Source organism: Agarivorans albus (assembly GCF_019670105.1).
Taxonomy (GTDB): domain Bacteria; phylum Pseudomonadota; class Gammaproteobacteria; order Enterobacterales; family Celerinatantimonadaceae; genus Agarivorans; species Agarivorans albus.
Window position 1 is genome coordinate 70,798 of sequence record NZ_AP023032.1, and the last position, 16,155, is coordinate 86,952.

Sequence of the window (16,155 nt, forward strand, 5' to 3'; positions counted from 1 at the left end):
GATCAAAACTAACAACTGTCAGATAAACAAGACCAACGAACTTCTGGTTCTTGGCAGTTAGGACTGTTTGTTAAATGAAGAAACTAAGTCGCATCGTAAAGTTTCTAGCTATTTTACTTTGCGGTTATTTTGTTTTGTATCAGCTATACGGTGCTGGTGTTTACGGAGAGATCGCCGCAAGAGGAGTAAATCCGGATATTAAATCAAGTCCATTTAAGTTTTGGTTGGTCGTTTCTGTATATATTCTGATTTTAGCTGTAGTTCTGTTATTGCTTGGTTTGAGCATTGGTGGGGATATAAATCGTAGATTCAAAAAGTATGGTGGAAGTTATAGTTTGAAAACTGCCCTACATGTCTTTAAGGACGTTTTTAGTAAAGATAAATAGTAAGCCGTGAAGATTCAAACGCCAGTATGGATTTGGCTTTGCGTAGATAATGCTCATTTAGTTATGGAGCTTTAGCTTAGGCAGCTCCATATGCAGGCTATCCCGGAACACCTTTGTATAAGCTGAAAGCTTAAACTCACTTTTACTTAGAAATGAGTTTAAAGCTAATCAACTAAACTGCTCTCTTCAAATGACTAAATCATCGTCCTACCTTGGCGCATCAGCTCTTCAATTTCGCCTAAGCTGGCTGGGTCGTCGATGGTGGACGGGATGGCGTATTCTTCGCCGTCGGCCAGTTGACGCAACGTTCGGCGGAGGATTTTTCCGGAGCGGGTTTTAGGCAAACGCTGCACGATAATGGCTTGTTTAAAGCAGGCTAAAGGGCCAATTTCATTACGTACTTTTTGTACCAGTTCTTTGGATACCTCTTGCTCACTTTGTTGCACGCCGTCTTTAAGCACCACTAAGCCAAAGGGCACTTGGCCTTTTAGGTCGTCGTGGCTGCCAATAACCGCGCACTCGGCTACCGCGGGGTGGGCGCCAACCACTTCTTCCATTTCACCAGTTGATAAACGGTGACCTGCTACGTTAATAACATCGTCGATTCGGCCCATTACAAACAGGTAATCATCTTCATCAATGTATCCGCCATCACCAGAGACATAGTAACCGGGGAACTGTTTTAAATAGGCCGATTCAAACCTCGCTTGGTCTCCCCAAACGGTAGGCAAACAACCGGGCGGTAGCGGCAGTTTTATGGCGATAAAGCCTTGTGCCATTGGGCCACACTCGTCGCCCATTTCATCCAAAATAGTGACTTGGTAGCCGGGTAGGGCTTTGGTGGCGCTGCCGGCTTTAACTGGCATACGCTCTAAGCCCAGAGGATTACCTGCAATTGCCCAGCCGGTTTCAGTTTGCCACCAGTGGTCGGTCACTGGTTTGTCGGTTTTGTTGATGGTCCATTCCAATGTTGGTGGGTCTAAACGTTCGCCCGCCATGAAGATGTCTTGCAGCTGGCTTAAGTCGTAATCCTTAACCAACGCGCCATCGGGATCTTCTTTTTTAATCGCGCGAAAGGCAGTGGGGGCGGCAAACAATACTTTTACTTTGTGCTCGCTAGCAACCCGCCAAAATGCACCAGCATCGGGAGTGCGCACTGGTTTGCCTTCGTACAAGATGGTGGTGCAGCCGTAAATCAACGGAGCGTAAACGATGTATGAGTGACCCACTACCCAGCCTACATCGGAGGCCGCCCAAAATACATCACCGGGTTTTACGTTGTACACCGCTTGCATCGAGTAGTTCATCGCAACCGCGTGGCCGCCGTTGTCGCGCACTACACCTTTGGGTTTGCCGGTGGTGCCAGAGGTATACAAAATGTATAGCGGATCGGTGGCGTCTACTGGCACGCAATCAGCCGGCTCAGCTTGCTGTTGCAGTGCTTGCCAATCTAGATATTGCTGATTAAATTCAACCGCTTGCTGAGGGCGTTGCCATACTAATACTGGGGTAGTCATCTGTTGGCTTTGCTCTAAAGCCAGGCTTACCATGGGCATGTAGTTAATGACTTTGGCGCCTTCCAGCCCGCAGCTGGCGGTAAGAATTACTTTAGGTTGGGCGTCGTCTATGCGAACCGCCAACTCTTGCGCAGCAAAGCCACCAAATACTACCGAGTGAATCGCTCCAAGGCGTGCACAAGCTAGCATGGCGATGGCAGCTTGAGGGATCATTGGCATATACAGCACCACTCGGTCGCCTTTAGTGACGCCTTGGGCCGCTAACATACCAGCGGTGCTGGATACTTCATCACGCAATTGTGCGTAAGTGAATTGTTGTTTTTGTTCGGCTACTGGCGAGTCATAAATAAGCGCAGTTTGCTCCGCTCGGCCATTTTCACAATGGTAATCCAGCGCCAAATATGCGGTGTTCATGCTGCCGCCTTTAAACCAGCGATAATTGCCGTGTTCATCTTGGCTAAGTGCTTGTTCTGGTGGGCTATACCAAGCCAGTTGTTGGGCTTGCTCTAACCAAAACTGTTCAGGTTGTTGTTTGGCGTGGTCTGCTTGTTGCTGATAACTCATAATATGCTCCTCGTCCCTAAGCTGTTTACCACTTGGCAAGGGGAATTTTTTATTAGGCTTTGCTTCGGTTACCTTAGGTAACTTAAAAGCTGTTGCTGGGCACGCGTACCCAACCTTCCATTAGTATTCTGGCGCTGCGACTCATGCTTACTTTGGTCACTTGCCATTGCTGGTTAACTTGTTGAGCTTGTGCGCCAACTTTAAGGCTGCCCGAGGGGTGGCCAAAACGCACTACCTCGCGCTCGCCGCCGCCAGCAGCTTGATTTACCAAAGTGCCGGGAATAGCTGCCGCTGTGCCAATGGCTACTGCTGCGGTACCCATCATGGCGTGGTGTAACTTACCCATAGATAAAGCGCGTACACATAAATCGTTGTCTTCTGCTTTAATCTGTTTGCCGCTGGAACTCTGATAGTTTTGCGATTTGGCAACAAAGGCGACTTTGGGTGTATGTTGGCGTTGAGCGGCTTGTTCCAGTGAGTCTATTAAGCCCATTTTGAGTGCACCATGGGCGCGAATGCTTTCAAACATGGCTAAGGCTTTTTCATCATTATTAATGTCTTCTTGTAGCTCTACGCCGCTGTAACCAAGCTGCTTGGCATCAACAAAAATCGTAGGGATGCCGGCGTTAATCATGGTGGCTTGCAGGCTACCCACTCCCGGAACCTCTAATTGTTCGCATAAGTTACCAGTAGGAAATAAGGCTCCTTCGCCATCGGCTGGGTCAATGAAGTCAATTTGCACTTCGGCAGCTGGAAAGGTCACGCCATCTAATTCAAAGTCGCCACACTCTTGCACCTCGCCATTAAGCATAGGTACATGAGCAACAATGGTTTTTTGAATATTGGCTTGCCAAATGCGGATGTTGGCAAGGCCATTTTGTGGCAGAGTAGCGGCATCTACCAAGCCTGCGTTAATGGCAAAAGCGCCCACAGCAGCGGTTAAGTTGCCGCAGTTGCCACTCCAATCCACAAAGGCCTTGTCGATAGCAACTTGGCCAAACAGGTAATCGACATGGTGATTAGGCTGCTGGCTTTTCGCTAGAATTACCGTTTTGCTGGTGCTTGACGTAGCGCCACCCATGCCATCAATTTGTTTGGCGTAAGGGTCGGGGCTGCCTATCACTCGTAACAACAAGTTGTCACGTGCCTCACCAGCTTGCTGCGCAGCTTTGGGTAAGTCATCAAGCTTAAAAAACACCCCTTTACTGGTGCCGCCACGCATATAGGTGGCAGCAATGCGTTGTTGCTTAATTTGGCTCATGCTGCCTCCTATTGGCTATTTTCAAGAAAGTCTTGAGCGAAGCGCTGTAATACTCCACCGGCTTGATAAACCGAGACTTCTTCGGCGGTGTCTAAGCGACAAACTACCGGTAAGTCGATGCGTTCGCCGCTGGTGCGAGTAATCACTAAAGTAAGCAATTCGCCCGGTGCAGGTGTACCAATTACATCGAAGGTTTCGCTGCCATCTATGCGGTAGCTATGGCGGTTGTTACCCTTGGTAAATTCCAGCGGTAATACACCCATGCCCACTAAATTGGTACGGTGAATTCGCTCGAAGCCTTCGGCCACAATTACCTCAACGCCTGCAAGGCGAACCCCTTTGGCAGCCCAGTCGCGAGACGAGCCTTGGCCATAGTCAGCACCTGCCACAATGATTAATGGTTGCTTACGCTGCATGTAGGTTTCTATGGCCTCCCACATGCGCATTACTTTGCCTTCGGGCTCTACTCTCGCTAGAGAACCTTGCTTAACCTTGCCGCTTTCTTTCACCATTTCGTTGAACAGCTTAGGGTTGGCAAAGGTGGCGCGTTGTGCAGTTAAATGGTCACCGCGGTGAGTGGCGTAGGAGTTAAAATCTTCTTCCGGTAAACCCATCTTATCGAGATAAGCGCCAGCGGCGCTGTCTAGCATAATCGCGTTCGACGGGGATAAATGGTCGGTGGTGATGTTATCCCCCAATACCGCCAACGGGCGCATGCCTTGTAAGCTTCGCTCGCCAGCCAAGGCTCCTTCCCAGTAGGGAGGGCGGCGAATATAGGTGCTTTGTGGCCGCCATTCATAGAGAGGAGAACTGGCACTGCCATAATCGACTTTTAGGTCGAACATTGGTTGGTACACTTGGCGAAATTGCTCGGGTTTAACGCTTTGTTTAACCACTGCATCTATTTCTTCGTCACTTGGCCAAATATCTTTTAGGGTAATTGGCTTACCTTGGCTGTCGTGGCCTAATGCGTCTTTTTCAATATCAAAACGAATAGTGCCGGCAATGGCATAAGCCACAACCAAAGGTGGCGATGCCAAAAAGGCTTGCTTTGCGTAGGGGTGAATACGGCCGTCGAAGTTACGATTGCCCGATAGCACCGCGGTGGCGTAAAGGTCTCGTTCAATCACTTCTTGCTGAATCTTTGGATCGAGCGCACCGCTCATGCCGTTACAGGTAGTACAGGCAAATCCCACAATGCCAAAACCCAGTTGCTCTAGTTCGGCCAACAAATTGGCATCTTCTAAATATAGTTGTACTGCTTTTGAGCCAGGTGCGAGGGAGGTTTTCACCCAAGGTTTGCGGCTTAAACCTAATTGATTGGCTTTACTCGCTAATAAACCTGCGGCAATAACGTTGCGTGGGTTAGAGGTATTGGTACAGCTGGTGATAGCGGCAATAATACACGCGCCATCGGGCATTATGCCGTCAAGCTGTGGTACCGGTGAAGCAATGCCTTGGCTAGCTAAATCGCTGGTGGCTACCCGACGATGCGGATTGGACGGCCCTGCGATATTGCGGCCAACGCTGGATAGGTCGAAGTGTAACACGCGTTCGTATTCGGCCTGTTGTAAGTCATCAGCCCATAGGCCAGTGGTTTTGGCGTAGTTTTCTACTAAGGCTATTTGCTCGGCCTCTCGCCCTGTGAGTTTAAGGTAGTCGAGAGTATTGTTGTCGATGTAAAACATGGCAGCGGTTGCGCCAAATTCTGGAGTCATGTTGGAGATCGTGGCGCGGTCGCCCAAGCTTAGCTGCGCAGCCCCCTCACCATAAAACTCTAAGTAGCTAGACACTACCCCTTGCTCACGCAAGAACTCGGTAATGGCCAGTACAATGTCGGTGGCGGTAATGCCAGCTTGGCGCAGGCCAGTTAGTTTTACGCCAATAATGTCGGGTAAACGCATGTAAGATGCGCGCCCAAGCATCACGTTTTCGGCTTCTAATCCGCCTACGCCAATAGCAATGACCCCTAAGGCATCTACGTGCGGAGTATGGCTGTCGGTGCCCACTAATGTATCGGGAAAGGCCACACCATCACGCGCTTGAATCACCGGCGACATTTTTTCCAGATTGATTTGATGCATGATGCCGTTACCTGGCGGAATAACATCTACATTTTCAAAGGCGGTTTTACACCAGTTGATAAAATGGAAGCGGTCATCATTGCGGCGATCTTCAATGGCGCGGTTTTTTTCAAAAGCATCAGCTTCAAAGCCGGCATGCTCTACTGCTAAGGAGTGGTCAACAATTAGCTGGGTGGGCACCACAGGGTTTACCTTGGCGGGATCGCCGCCTTTATCGGCAATGGCGTCTCGCAAGCCAGCTAAATCGACCAAGGCGGTTTGGCCAAGAATGTCGTGGCAGACTACGCGAGCTGGGTACCACGGAAAATCTAAGTCGCGTTTGCGCTTAATGATTTGGCTAAGCGCAGCATTAAGTTGCTCGGGGGGGCAACGGCGTACCAGGTTTTCGGCCAGCACCCGCGAGGTATAAGGCAGGCCAGCGTAGGCACCAGCTTGAATGGCTTCTACTGCCGCACGAGTATCAAAATAGTCGAGTTGGCTATTGGCTAGAGGTTTGCGGTATTCGGTATTCATAAGCGTTTCCACAGCAAAAAGGGAAGGCAGTGGAGCACCATGCTCCACTTACTGGCAAAAACTAGTCGCGCTGCTCTAGCGGTATATAGCTGCGAGGCTCGCTACCGGTGTAGTCGGCGCTGGGGCGAATAATCCGGTTATTAGCACGCTGTTCCATAATGTGTGCAGCCCAGCCACTTACCCGCGAGCAAACAAAAATTGGCGTAAACAGTGGCGTGGGAATATTCATGAAGTGATAAGCGCTGGCATGGAAAAAGTCTGCGTTACAAAACAGCTCTTTTTCGCGCCACATTACCGCTTCTACGCGCTCGGATACGGCGTAAAGGTGCTGATCGCCAGTGGCTTCGCTTAACTTTTTCGACCAGGCTTTAATCAGCGCGTTACGTGGATCGCTGGTGCGATAAATGGCATGACCAAAACCCATGATTTTATCTTTTCGAGCTAACATGGCCATGATTTCAGTTTCAGCTTGTTCAGCGCTGGTCCAATTTTCAATCATTGCCATGGCGGCCTCGTTGGCGCCACCATGTAACGGCCCACGTAATGCACCAATCGCACCCGAAACAGCAGAGTGAATATCGGAAAGGGTTGAGGCAATCACTCGGCCAGTAAAAGTGGAGGCGTTAAATTCATGCTCAGCGTATAGAATCAGTGAGCATTGCATTACTTGTTCATGTAGCGGATCGGCAGGTTGGCCATGCAATAATTCTAAGAAATGCCCAGCAATAGACTTAGCCGAACTTTGGGTGGAGATACGCACGCCGTCGTGACTAAATCGATACCAGTAACAGATAATGCCCGGCAAGGTCGCTAATAAACGATCAGTGTGTTGCTGTTGCTCTGCAAAGCTGGCTTCGGTTTCCAAGTTACCCAGCATAGAAACCCCAGTGCGCATAACATCCATTGGGTGAGCATCTGCAGGAATAAGCTCTAATACCGCTTTAAGCGCATCGGGCAATTCACGTAGATTGTGCAAGGTGTCGTGATACGCAGCTAGTTGGTCGCGATTAGGTAGCTCGCCATGAAATAACAAATAAGCCACTTCTTCAAAGGTTGCTTGCTCGGCCAACTCACTAATGTCGTAACCACAATAGGTAAGCCCAGAACCACTTTGGCCAACTGTACATAATTTGGTTTCGCCTGCGCTTTGGCCGCGTAAGCCTGCGCCTCCTAAAGCTTTTTGTACCATGATGTTCTCCTTCATTCCTTTGGTTAACAAGCGTGGCGTCTGATGCGCGTATTTTTGGCTTGTTAATAGTGGCTTAGCCGCTAAATCTTGGTTTGGCTGGCTAAGTCCGTTCACGTAGTTAGGGTTTATTAATCCTGCTTAAATAATTGGTCTAGTTTTTGTTCGTAGTCGTGGTAGCCCAAGTAGTCATAGAGCTCAGCGCGAGTTTGCATGCTGTCAACAACATCACGCTGGTGGCCATTTTCACGTAAGCTACGATACACATTTACTGCTGCTTGGTTCATTGCTCTAAAGGCCGATAGCGGGTAAAGCACCATATCTACACCTACACTCGCTAGCTCTTCGCCGCTAAATAGTGGGGTTTGGCCAAACTCGGTAATATTGGCCAAAATCGGCACTTTTACTGCGTCGGCAAATTGTTGGTATTGCTCAAGCGTGAGCATGGCTTCGGGGAAGATCATATCGGCGCCAGCTTCAACATATTGGCAAGCACGTTCAATAGCGCCTCCCATACCTTCTATTTGCAGGGCGTCGGTGCGGGCCATTACCACAAAGTCTGGATCTACGCGGGCATCTGCAGCAGCCTTGATGCGGTCTACCATTTCTTGGCTAGAAACAATGGCTTTATTGGGGCGGTGGCCACAGCGTTTTTGCGCGACTTGGTCTTCCATGTGCACGGCGGCGGCATCGGAGCGGATCATTTCTTTTACGGTGCGAGCAATATTAAATGCGCCGCCAAAACCCACATCTATGTCTACCAGTAAAGGTAAATCACAGGCGGCGGTAATTCGGCGAACATCTTCTAGTACGTCATTCATGGTCGTAATGCCAAGATCGGGTAAACCGTATGAGGCATTGGCAATTCCGCCACCTGAGAGGTAAATAGCTTGGTGGCCTTCGCGCTGTGCCATCATGGCGCAGTAGGGGTTAATAGTGCCAACAATTTGTAATGGGTTTTGTTGGCTTACTGCTTGGCGAAAGCGTGCGCCGGGCGAGAGTTTTGAGCTGCTCATTAGTTCACTCCTTGAATTTGAGTTGCCGAAGCGGTGGTTTCTAAGCTTTGGTCGGTCTGGGTATTTTGGTGTTGTTGTTCTATGGCTTTGCGCGCGCGAGCAATGTGGCGACGCATCAGTAATTCGGCGAGTTCACCATCACGATCGGCCAGTGCTTGCCAAATCGCCCAGTGTTCCTTTAATGCGCGCTCTGGGCGCGAAACTTGTTTAGCAGCTTGATAGCGATACATGCGCAGTAAATGATAGAGCTCATCACATAGTAGGTTCACTAAACGTTGGTTCGCGCTGCCTTTTATAATCAGATAGTGAAAATCGAAATCACCTTGTTGTTCAAAATAAGCTTTACCTTGGTGTTGTTGCAGGTAACTTTGATGGTGTTCAAGTAAGGTTTTTAACTCTTCAAGCTGAATTGTCGACAATTGCTCTGCAGCTAAACGACAAGCCATACCTTCTAGCGCTTCACGCACCGAGTAAATATCTAACAATTGCTGCTGGTTTAGTTGTACCACTCTAGCGCCAACGTGCGGAACTCGTTCAACTAATCCCATTCCTTGTAATTTAAGGATTGCTTCACGCAATGGGCCTCTGCTAACGCCGTAATGCCTTGCTAATTCTGGTTCAGAGATCTTTTCCCCTTGAGCTATTTGGCCGCTCACTATGGCTTCAATTAAGGTGTCGCTTAAGTTCTGCGAGAGTAGATTTTGTTTGTCGCTGAGCGATTTGCTGGGGCTAAGTTGAGACATATACGGGTTACACTCAGGTTGCTTGAATGTTGCACAGTGTAGATCGGATGTTGCGTTTCGATCAAATTATTGTCGACAATTTGTGCTTATACTTTAGTTTAATGGCCTTAAAAAGCCTGTTTAAGCAGGGTTTTGTTTACAAAAGGTGAGCGGAAAGCCGGATTGTTAACAATCTTTTAGAGTTAGTTTAATGGGGGCTTAGTTAACTAATGTGTAATTGAGATATTACTGATGAGGGAACTTCTACCTGCCAGTCTTTAAACTGCTGCAAACTATGTTCAATAGTGCTTAGTTGTACAAATTTGCAATTGTGCTTAGGCACCTCGGCATGGGCTTGCTGCTTTAAGTACTCTAATATGCCTGAGTTAGGAGCTAGGTAAATGCAGTGGCTGAGTTGATTTTGCAAACACCAAGCTATTTGCTGTTGCATAATTGGTAGGCTTTCTGGGGTAAGAAATTGCCAGTGGCGAATATCAAAAATAGCCGCCCAAGGTTTAGGGCCAAATTGGCTCATTTCCTGTTGAACGTCTTTGCGATATTCCTTAGTGGTGGTGACGTTCCAGCTATCATAAAGTTGTGCCAGCAAGAATCCTTCTTGAGCGTGCAGTTGGTAGTAACCATGACTGGCTGGATGCATTCAAACCTCGAATTAATTGCTTACAGCGGTAAGGATGTTAATTAACGCGTATTGCCTTCATTTCTCTTATTAAACTAGTAAATCAAACTAACTGCAAATCACTAGACTAATTGTAATTTAAAATAAGAATTTTAGTGTTTTAATCTGAAATAATCGTTTGTTTTTAGTAGATATTCTGCTGCTTAGAGCGCTGACAAAAAACTTGAAAAATGTTTATTAAGCAGCTTGTTATTTGAGCAAGCTCACGCTATGTTATGCCTTCAATCAATTACTGCATAGGTCGAGGCAACAATGAAACATTGTTTATGTTCAGCATATCGCTCAGCCCGACTTCTGTCTTTTATCTCGGTTCGCGTTGGTCACAATAAACCCGCGATGCGAAATGCAAGGCTATGCAGCTAATTTAAGATTGAGTTACCTACCAATTTTACCCGAGCTGCGAAGTGTCGCAGTGAAGGAATTCTAGATTTACACCCTATCTTAGCTGTGTCACTTCGCTCTCTATCAAGGAGAACGAGACATGATGTCACTTAAAATTCGCGTATTAAGCTTTACTGTAGAGTTGTTATTGCGCTACCAAGCACATTTAGAGGTCCAGCAATGGCTTAAGCAACAACGCCAACAAAGCTGGCGAGTAGAGGGTATAAACGCCCATATTGCTAAAGATATTGGCGCCGATCCCGATGGTCGATTTAGAGCCAAAGTTAAGCAAGCTGAGCCAGCCACTAAAGCTAAAGAGCTTAAGCAGCAAACTAGCCACAAAGCTTGGCGCACACGACAGAAAACTGTGAAAATAGAGACGTAAAATAAGCGCCCTGCGGGGCGCTTTTTTGTTTATTGGTAAGCAAAATCACTATTCATAAAAGTTATGAATGAAGCCTTTTATATAACCTGACTCTTGATTACAGTGAATAGTAAAGTCGCTACGTGTACCCGAAATATCTCCCTGTGTATTTACTACTTCAACTCGATCTACCAAGCAATCTTCTAGAAAATTAACATGTCTTCGGTGCATTTTTACTTTGGAATACTCAGTTGTTGTTTCAGATATTTGCCTGCCACCTGACAGCTCTAACCAAACCCCGTCAGATATGAAGTCTCTGCCTAAATAGATATCTCTTTCTTCGTGGCTAATTATCCATTCGGGATCATAACTATCTTCAATCTCACCTATATATAGCTGTTTAGCTGTTTGCGCCTTAACATTGTTATACTCGCTTATCTGTAGGTAAGTTTTGTCTTTATCACTATTCACAGCTTGCATTGCAACATAAATTTCAATTTGTTCTAAATTAGGGGGGGTAATTATTGTAGCTAGTGGATTATAGTGAGACTGGTTCCAATGTGTTAAATCTAGGCTAAGTTCCAGATTGAAAATCGTTTTGGGGCTAGTATCTACGCTTATTGTAGTGTCGGTGTAGTAAGGCTTGGAAATTGATAGGTTATTATCAGGGTTTGTATGTGCAAACCAAATTGAATAATTAAAACTACCAGTGATTTTAGGCGAAAGCTCAATAGTAGCTTTGGGCTCAATAAATAAATCATCTAGTTCTTCTATTGTTACTTCAGATGTGTCGTAGCTTCCGGCCATGGTAACAATAGCTAGAACATTAAGATTGTTTGCTGTATTAAGAGAGTAAGTCATTCCAGGTACAAAACCCTGTCCTGGTTGGGATTCGATAGGTGTGAGTGTTAGTTTGTGACCTTGGCGGTAAACCTTAACCGGCGTTTCAAAATCACCAAACCAAGCCTCTAGAGGGGTCATAGTAAATACAAAGTCTTTGGGCGAGCTGCTTAACGAAGAATTAGAGTTATAAATAACGAAGCTATCACCTAAAGAAAAATCAGTAAAGTGAGGTAAATGACGATAGCTTGAGTTATGTATATCAACGTAATTTGTGGGTCTAGGTTGACTGCTAGTGAGCAATCCTGTGAGTAAGCCATATGAGTAGTATGGTTGCAAATCAAATAGGTTGTTGTGCAAAACGGGCTGGATGATCCCAAGATCTCCAAAGATAGACTCTTTTGCTTCGATAAAGGTGCTATCTATATCTATGCCTTCGAAGTGCTTTTCAGTATTTGCAACCACAGTAGATTCAACTTCTTCAAGGCTCGGCTTCAGTTTGAGAAATTGCTCAGCGTTTCCATTAATCGCTAACTCTCCGCTTTGAAAGCCTAGCCCTAAAATACCTTCCAGAGTACTTTCTGTTGTGATGCCATATGTCAGTTGAGTATCTTTATCCGTCCATTTGACTAATGCGCCAATGTCAATTGACGTTAAGTTGTTATACAGGTCATGAGACTGATGGATTGAAACATCATTTATAATAAAGTTTGGAGTAATTTGGGTCGTTTGATTTGGAGTATGAAAACTATGTACTTGTTGTGCTTCATTTTCAAAAACATACTTTATAGAGTGCTCACCACTTATTGATTGTGATTCGCGCACTCCACCCTCATCAAGTTTTATATATTTATTCCCGACGATATTGGAATATTTAATCACAGCCGAAAGCTCTGTGACTTGTTGCTGATAATTGACACTTTCGATATGAATACTTAAGTCGCCTTCTGTATTTCTTAAATCTAGCTGAGGTGAATAACAGCCGGACCATGATATAGTCACCGTATCGTTGGCGTTAAACTCTCCTTTGACTTGCCGTTGAGGCGTTATTTCGAAACTTCCATCGCGATTTGAGCAAGTACCAAAATAGCTCTCTTCCAAACCTAACGTGTTTAATCCACTAACCGCTATTTTGCTCAGTTCAGCGGGATACAGGCTAATGCTACTAACCCTTTTTACTACGCTTAAATTTTCTTGAGATACGTCTGATAAGTGACTATTTGGCTTGGGAGGCTCGATTGCATCAGAGCTGCTTCCCCCACAACCAAATAGAAAGGTTGTTGCGGCAGTAATAAACAGCATACAGAAAGCTAAACTCGTTCCTTGAGTCATATATAATTCCTTAATTCTCTGAAGCGTGAATATACCAGTAAACTGATTGAAAAGTCAGTTAGCTGGCGAATTCGTTTTTGTAAAGAAGGAATAGCTGAGAATCAATTTGAACTTGAACTGAGCCACTCTTGAAACCAATAAGTGCAGTCACTAAGCTTTCCTCTTTCCACTGCTACTCGGTATGAACTCATGCTTTCTACAAAAAACTAACAGTGGATCTAGCGCAAGTGTTGGAGCATTAGCTCAGCTACAGTACACTAGCGACACACCGCATAAGTAGGAAGCAAACATGAGCGCTGAGCAAGACACTACCCATTTTGGCTATAAAACCGTTAATCGCGATGAAAAGGTAAACCTTGTCGCTGATGTATTTCATTCGGTTGCAGCTAAATACGACGTAATGAATGACCTTATGTCGGGTGGTATTCACCGTTTATGGAAACGTTTCACTATTGATTGCAGCGGCGTTCGCCCTGGTCAAAAAGTCTTAGATTTGGCTGGTGGAACCGGCGATTTAACCGCTAAGTTCTCGCGTATTGTGGGCAGTAAAGGCGAGGTGGTATTAGCCGATATTAATGACTCGATGCTAAAAATGGGCCGCAGCAAATTGCGTGATAAAGGTATTGTAGGCAATGTGCGCTATGTACAAGCCAATGCCGAAGCCCTGCCATTTCCTGATAATACCTTCGATGCGATCACCATTAGCTTTGGCCTGCGTAACGTTACTGATAAAGACGCTGCATTGCGCTCTATGTATCGCGTATTAAAACCTGGCGGACGCTTGCTGGTGTTAGAGTTCTCGAAGCCAGAGCTTGAAGCAGTGAGCAAAGTCTATGATGCCTATTCTTTCCATTTATTACCTAAAATGGGCCAGCTGATTGCCAATGATGCCGAGAGCTATCAATACTTGGCGGAATCTATTCGTATGCATCCTGACCAAGACACGCTTAAAGAGATGATGCAGCAAGCGGGTTTTGAAGGTGCGGAATATTACAATTTAACCGGTGGTGTAGTTGCGCTGCATCGTGGTTATAAGTTTTAAGAGGCCGCTATGCCCTTATCGTCTTTAATTAGTGCTGGTGTAGAAGCCCTCAGCAACCAAGTATTGGCGCTGGATGAATCTAGTGAAGCGCGCCGTGGCCAATTAGCGGGTAAAGTGTTGGCGATTAAAATAACGCCGCTACCGTGTTTTTACTTCGTGATTAGCGAACAGCAGCTGGATGTGCTTAATCAATATGAGGCGGAACCCGATTGCAGTTTAAGCATGTCGTTGTTTACCTTGGCGGAGTTAAAACAAGCCGACAAAATTCCTAGTTTAATTAAACAAGATAAGTTGCAACTTGAAGGTGACATTAAACTTGCTCAACAGTTTGCCGATCTGTTTTTGCAGCTAGATCCAGATTTTGAAGAGAAACTATCGCAGCGCATTGGTGATGTGGCCGCTTACCAAGTGGTGTCTAAAAGTCGCACGGTGGCGCAAGCGCTTAAAAGTGTATTGAATAAAACTCCAGCAAAGATAAATGAAATAGCCAGTGAAGAATGGGGTTTGCTGGTGGGGCAATTGGAATACCAAAGCTGGCAGCAGCAAGTTCAAGCTATGAGTAAGGATCTCGATAAACTAGCCTTGCGCATTGAGGGTTTAAGTAAATGACGCCCAAGGAGTTTGCGCGCTTTCGTCAAATAAACCGCACCCTTTGTCGTTATGGTATCGACCAACTGTTACCTAAGCGTTTTTGGCCTTGGCCGCTACGTTTACTGCGCAGTATGGTGTTTTGGTGGCGTAATCAGCATAAAAATGACTCTGCCGGTGCCCGTATTCGCATGGCGATGGAAGAGTTAGGGCCAGTATTCATAAAATTTGGCCAAATGATGTCGACCCGTCGCGACTTGCTACCGCCTGATATCGCCGATGAGCTAGCTTTGCTGCAAGACCAAGTGTCTCCGTTTTCTGGCGAGCTAGCTAAACAACAAATTGAGTTGGCTTTGGAACGTCCCATCGACGAGCTGTTTGATGACTTTGATATGCAGCCCTTGGCATCAGCCTCTATTGCCCAAGTACATACCGCCACCTTAAAAGAAAATGGCCAAGAGGTGGTGCTTAAAGTTATTCGCCCAGGCATCGAGCAAACCATACTCTCAGACATTGCTTTAATGCAGCGGGTTGCTGGCTTTTTTGCCCTATTTTTTGCTGATGGTCGCCGCTTGCGTCCAAAAGAAGTGGTGGAAGAATACCGAAAAACCATTGTTGATGAATTAGACCTAGCGCGCGAAGCTTCTAACGCCATACAACTACGCCGTAATTTTACTGACGCAAAAGAGCTGTATGTTCCAGAGGTGTACAGTGATCATTGCCGCAAGACCTTGTTGGTTATGGAACGCATTTACGGTATCCCTGTTGCCAACATTGATGAGTTAACAGCGCAAAACACCAATATGAAACTATTGGCTGAGCGTGGTGTGGAAGTGTTCTTTACTCAGGTATTCAGAGACAGCTTTTTCCATGCGGATATGCATCCAGGGAATATTTTTGTGTCACGCGAGCACCCAGAAGATCCGCAATACATAGGTATTGATTGTGGCATTGTGGGCACCTTGAACAAGGAAGATCAGCGCTATTTGGCCGAAAACTTTCTGGCATTTTTTAATCGCGATTATCACAAGGTGGCGCAGCTACATGTAGATTCGGGTTGGGTACCGGCAGATACCAAAGTGGAAGAGTTTGAGGCTGCAATTCGCACCGTGTGTGAGCCTATTTTTGCCAAGCCGCTATCAGAGATTTCCTTTGGTCACGTACTATTGAATTTGTTTAATACTGCGCGTCGCTTCAATATGGAAGTTCAGCCGCAGTTGGTATTGTTACAAAAAACCTTGTTATACATAGAAGGTTTAGGGCGTCAGCTTTATCCAGAATTGGATTTGTGGGCAACCGCTAAACCCTTTTTAGAACGTTGGATGCGCAAACAAGTGGGACCAGAGGCAGTATTTACCGCCTTTAAAGAAAAGGCGCCTTACTGGTTGGAAACGCTGCCGCATTTACCAGAGTTGGTTTATGATAACCTGCAATTGGCAAAGCAACAGCAGCTTAAGTTTCAGCAATTTACCGCACAGTATTTGCAGCAACAAAAGCAGCGCCAGCGTAGTTTAATTTTAGCCTTGGCAGCCGCTTCAAGTTTGATTTCGGCAGCATTGCTTTATCCAAGTTTACCGATTGTATCGATAGCCTTGGCAATAAGTAGTGGGTTTGTTGGGTTAATGAGTTGGCGACAACTAAAATAGATATATAGCCATTGTG

General features: G+C 46.2%; 13 protein-coding genes. 5 read left to right on the top strand and 8 right to left on the bottom strand.

Annotated features, from left to right (window positions below):
- Positions 1 to 74 precede the first annotated feature (74 nt).
- On the top strand, positions 75 to 386 hold the full coding sequence (locus K5620_RS00340; protein ID WP_040307727.1) for a hypothetical protein: 312 nt from the start codon (positions 75 to 77) through the stop codon (positions 384 to 386).
- A 194-nt stretch (positions 387 to 580) separates the two neighbouring features.
- Here the strand turns inward: K5620_RS00340 and K5620_RS00345 are convergent, their stop codons facing one another.
- The 7 genes from K5620_RS00345 to K5620_RS00375 all read right to left on the bottom strand — a co-directional run bounded on the left by K5620_RS00345 (position 581) and on the right by K5620_RS00375 (position 9,907).
- A complete protein-coding gene (locus K5620_RS00345; RefSeq protein WP_281423303.1) occupies positions 581 to 2,506 on the bottom strand; it encodes a propionyl-CoA synthetase in 1,926 nt (641 codons plus the stop codon).
- Positions 2,507 to 2,549: 43 nt separating this feature from the next.
- Positions 2,550 to 3,728, bottom strand: a complete 1,179-nt coding sequence (gene prpF / locus K5620_RS00350) for a 2-methylaconitate cis-trans isomerase PrpF (protein ID WP_016404051.1) — start codon at positions 3,726 to 3,728, stop codon at positions 2,550 to 2,552.
- Positions 3,729 to 3,736: 8 nt separating this feature from the next.
- Complete coding sequence (gene acnD / locus K5620_RS00355) at positions 3,737 to 6,325, bottom strand: Fe/S-dependent 2-methylisocitrate dehydratase AcnD (protein WP_221077435.1); 2,589 nt, start codon at positions 6,323 to 6,325, stop codon at positions 3,737 to 3,739.
- Between the two features lie 61 nt (positions 6,326 to 6,386).
- Complete coding sequence (gene prpC / locus K5620_RS00360) at positions 6,387 to 7,514, bottom strand: bifunctional 2-methylcitrate synthase/citrate synthase (protein WP_016400035.1); 1,128 nt, start codon at positions 7,512 to 7,514, stop codon at positions 6,387 to 6,389.
- A gap of 128 nt (positions 7,515 to 7,642) precedes the next feature.
- Positions 7,643 to 8,527, bottom strand: a complete 885-nt coding sequence (gene prpB, locus K5620_RS00365) for a methylisocitrate lyase (RefSeq protein ID WP_016400034.1) — start codon at positions 8,525 to 8,527, stop codon at positions 7,643 to 7,645.
- Complete coding sequence (locus K5620_RS00370; protein ID WP_016400033.1) at positions 8,527 to 9,270, bottom strand: GntR family transcriptional regulator; 744 nt, start codon at positions 9,268 to 9,270, stop codon at positions 8,527 to 8,529. The genes prpB and K5620_RS00370 overlap by 1 nt, the downstream gene beginning before the upstream one ends.
- Positions 9,271 to 9,472: 202 nt before the next feature.
- Positions 9,473 to 9,907, bottom strand: coding sequence for a hypothetical protein (locus K5620_RS00375; RefSeq protein WP_016400031.1), 435 nt, complete (start codon positions 9,905 to 9,907; stop codon positions 9,473 to 9,475).
- 520 nt (positions 9,908 to 10,427) lie between these two features.
- Between K5620_RS00375 and K5620_RS00380 the strand changes: the two genes are divergently transcribed.
- Positions 10,428 to 10,712, top strand: coding sequence for a hypothetical protein (locus K5620_RS00380; protein ID WP_016400030.1), 285 nt, complete (start codon positions 10,428 to 10,430; stop codon positions 10,710 to 10,712).
- Positions 10,713 to 10,760: 48 nt separating this feature from the next.
- Here the strand turns inward: K5620_RS00380 and K5620_RS00385 are convergent, their stop codons facing one another.
- On the bottom strand, positions 10,761 to 12,863 hold the full coding sequence (locus tag K5620_RS00385; RefSeq protein WP_016400029.1) for a hypothetical protein: 2,103 nt from the start codon (positions 12,861 to 12,863) through the stop codon (positions 10,761 to 10,763).
- A 289-nt stretch (positions 12,864 to 13,152) separates the two neighbouring features.
- Here K5620_RS00385 and ubiE point away from each other — a divergent pair, with 289 nt between their 5' ends.
- Genes ubiE through ubiB form a run of 3 tightly spaced genes read left to right on the top strand, consistent with a single transcriptional unit; the run spans position 13,153 to position 16,139 of the window.
- Positions 13,153 to 13,905 (top strand): bifunctional demethylmenaquinone methyltransferase/2-methoxy-6-polyprenyl-1,4-benzoquinol methylase UbiE, encoded by a 753-nt coding sequence (ubiE, locus tag K5620_RS00390; protein ID WP_016400028.1) that lies wholly within the window; start codon positions 13,153 to 13,155, stop codon positions 13,903 to 13,905.
- Positions 13,906 to 13,914: 9 nt separating this feature from the next.
- Positions 13,915 to 14,514 carry a ubiquinone biosynthesis accessory factor UbiJ gene (locus K5620_RS00395; protein WP_016400027.1) on the top strand — a complete coding sequence of 200 codons (600 nt, stop codon included), beginning with the start codon at positions 13,915 to 13,917 and terminating at the stop codon, positions 14,512 to 14,514.
- Entirely contained in the window at positions 14,511 to 16,139 is a 1,629-nt protein-coding gene (gene ubiB, locus K5620_RS00400) for a ubiquinone biosynthesis regulatory protein kinase UbiB (protein ID WP_016400026.1), read from the top strand. The genes K5620_RS00395 and ubiB overlap by 4 nt, the downstream gene beginning before the upstream one ends.
- Positions 16,140 to 16,155 lie beyond the last annotated feature (16 nt).